We start from the raw sequence: 3,202 nt of genomic DNA, 5'->3' as shown, positions 1-3,202 counted from the left end.
CACCTGCCGCAGGGGCAGCAGCAGGTTCCCGGAGGTCACGAGCAGGGCCAGTCCGACGACCGGGACGGGCAGCGTCGTCGCAAGCACTCTGCGCAGGCGTCGGCGCGGGGGTCTGGTGACGGTTAATTGCGGCTCTTCGGTCTCGGGTCTGTTCTCGGGCACCTGAGTCTCCCCCTCCATGACGCTTGCGCTCTCCCCCCATGGACCCGGGCCAGCATCGTCGGTGATGCCGGTGTACCCCGAACGACCCGCTCGGGAACGTCGGTTGAACGGAGGGCAAGCGCACGGCGAAGGCCGGCGGGTGCTGGGGCCCCAGCAGTTCTCGACGAAAGAACAACGCCGAGGACTGAGCCATCAGGCCAGGCCGTGGGCTCCGGAGTGGCTGTGGCTGTAGCCGCCTGCTCGTCGTGTCCGCGTTCGGGCCGGCCAGCAGCGCGGCGATGGTCTTCTCCGTGGCGGGCCGGGCCTCTCCTCACCGCTGTCCGGGCGGTGCTGCTCACCGGGAGCCGGCCGGGCGGATCAGCAGTTCGGAACGCCGGGCAGCCAGCTGTCGGCCACGTCGATGAAGATGTTGGAGATGTATCCGCCGTAGTCCGGCAGGTAGGACCACGCGTCGTTGCTGTGGCCGTCGGCCTCGACGAGCTGGCCGTGCACCTGGCACTGCACGCGCACGGTCGTGGGGCCCGGGAGCTGAGCGACGCGGGTGGACGTGCCGGTGGGCTGCTGACGGATGTTGACGGCGGTGCCCCAGGTCGGGAACGAAGTGGTCGGAGCACCGGTGCCGGTCCACAGATAGGTGACGGTGACCCAGCCGTTGTCGTTCAGGCCGACGTTGTAGAACGTTCCGTCGGCCAGGTCTATGCCGGCCGGATTGAGCACCCGGCGACCCGAGCCGTCCAACCCGCCGTTGTAGCCGTTCTGGTAGGCGGCCTGTGCCTCGGGCCTGCCCTGCGGCAGGTCCTTGAAGGTCTCGCGGACGGACGACGGATTCCAGTAGTCGTCGCGGGTGTTCCACGGGCCGACGTCCCACACCGGCGCGGTCTCGCAGCGCACCGGTCCGCAGACGCGCACCGAGTACTGCCCACTGCCCTTCGGGGAAAGACCGCGCCGGGAGGGCAGCGCCACGAAGTGGTCGTTCGGGACGATCACGTGCCCGTTCGCCGTGGTGCCGCCGACCAGGCCCTCCCGGGTCGCGTAGACACTGGTCGTGAAGGCCTCCGCGGCCTCGGCCTTCTTGGGCGTGCCGCCGAGTTCGGCACTCAGACGCAGGCCGCTGACGGTCGGAGCGGTGCCGTTCGGCGCGGAGACCAGGGTGATCCGGAGCTGCACACGGGTGACGGCCCGGGGGAGCAGGGCCGGGGCGTCGTCGCGCGCCTCGCGCCATTCCGTCCACCGGCCCAGCCCGTCACGCCCGCGCACCTCGACGGAGACCCGGGATCCGGCGGGGACGGTGGCCTCGAGGTCGGGAGTGACAAGGTCGACGGCGCGGTCCAGTACGCGTACGGGCAGCACGACCGTCCCCTGGCCACCGGCGGAGCGCGAGGAAGCGGGGGCCGTACCGGGATCGCGCAGGCGCAGATCGCCGTCCGTGCGGCTGACGTTGCTCGCGTCCGTCGTCGGTGCGGACAGGTCCGCCCGCCAGCTGATGCCCCTGAGCGGGGTTCCGCCGTTCCCGGCATCACGGGCGGCGGCGGGACCGGCGGTGAGTGTCAGACCCGCGACGGCCAGCAGGGAGACGGCCACAGCTGTCCCTCGGCGGAGGCGGACGGTGGGGGCGTTCGGTCTCTGATCGCGGCGCACGGCGCCTCCTTCTGTGGGATGGGGAAGGCGATTACGAGCAGCGGGGCACGCCCGGAAGCGTGTTGCCGGAAGAGACGATGTAGATGTTGGTGATCCAGCCGCCGTACTGGGGCAGATACGCCCACCAGTCGTTGACGTAGGGCGGGACCGAGACCTGCCCGCCCTGCCGCTGGCACCCGACGAGGACGTCCACCCCGGCGGGCAGAGTCGTGAGGGCGGCGGAGGAGGTGGTGGCGGAGGCGCGGACACGGATGCCACTGCCCCAGGTGGTGAAGCGGGTGCCGGAGGGGCGGACGGCGCCGGGGACGTCCAGGGAACCGGTGAGGGCGGTGACCTCGCTGTACGCGGTGCCGTACGGGGTGCCGTCGGGGTGCAGGGTGAGGACGGCGACCACCGTCCGGTCGTCAGGGCCCACGGTGCCGGTGGTGTGCAGCGCCTCGGACGTCAGATCCACCACGGCGGCGGAGGCACCCTCGTGGGGAGACACCTCGCTGGTGGACCTCGTTCGGGACCCGGGCCCCCCGGTGCCGTCTGCCGACATGGACGTGCGGGGGTCCGCCATGGACGTGCGGGGGTCAGCGCCCGCGACGCGGCCGGGTGCGGCAGCCGGAGGCCCGGAGGAGACGCAGCCCCCGGAGGCGAAGCCGGACCATCCCTGCTTGACCGCCCCCGGTCCGTCGAACGCGGAAGGCAGCCCGAATCCCTGGTCGAAGCCGTCGGCGGCGCACCTCTCGGACCGGTGCAGAGCCCCCATGACGAGGTCCCGGACCGGCGCCGGTGCCGTGTCGAGGAGGTAGCGGTAGACGCGGACGGTGTCCGCGGCGGTGGTCGCCGTGTAACCCCAGTAACCCGGGTAGCCCGCCGGCGGCGGGGCCGTACCGGTGAGCCCCAGACGAGGCACCATGCGGGAGACCACGGCGCTGCCGCCACCTGTGGACCAGTAGTGATGTGCGGCGGCGTCGTCACTCCTGCTCAGCATCGCCTCGAGCCGGTCCCGGTCCGCCTGCGGCAGCTCGTAGTCAGGTCCCCGGTTCCACAGGAAGTCCAGTGCGAGCAGCAACTTGACCACGGATGCTGAACGGAAGGCGCGGTCCGCCTGGAGGGACTCGGTGAAGCGGCCGGTGAGCCGGTCGAACACCGCGATGCCCGCCGTGACGTCCGCGGGGAGGTCCACGGCGGTGCGGCCCTCCGTTCCCTGCGCCTCCCCCTCGGCTTCGGAACCCCCCGCCGTGGGGCCAGCGGGCGGGAGGGAGGCGGATGCGGCGGGGGACGGGCCGGGGCGAGCGGCGGCGCTGGCGGACCCGACGGGCACGGCCAGGGCCGAACCGGTCAGCGTGAGCAGTAGCCCGGCAGTGGTGAGAGCGGCGCCGAGAAGTGACGGGCGGCGGGCGGTACGGAGCGA

2 protein-coding genes are annotated in these 3,202 nt (G+C 72.4%); both read right to left on the bottom strand.

What is annotated here, in order from left to right:
• Positions 1-519: 519 nt before the first annotated feature.
• Positions 520-1,800 carry a hypothetical protein gene (locus tag VN520_RS36765; protein ID WP_414720068.1) on the bottom strand — a complete coding sequence of 427 codons (1,281 nt, stop codon included), beginning with the start codon at positions 1,798-1,800 and terminating at the stop codon, positions 520-522.
• A 31-nt stretch (positions 1,801-1,831) separates the two neighbouring features.
• Positions 1,832-3,112 (bottom strand): hypothetical protein, encoded by a 1,281-nt coding sequence (locus tag VN520_RS36760; RefSeq protein ID WP_414720069.1) that lies wholly within the window; start codon positions 3,110-3,112, stop codon positions 1,832-1,834.
• Positions 3,113-3,202: the final 90 nt, after the last annotated feature.

This window comes from Streptomyces sp., from assembly GCF_035563135.1.
Lineage (GTDB): Bacteria > Actinomycetota > Actinomycetes > Streptomycetales > Streptomycetaceae > Streptomyces.
Note: the sequence above shows the minus strand (reverse complement) of the source record. Positions and strands in the feature narration are given on the sequence as shown.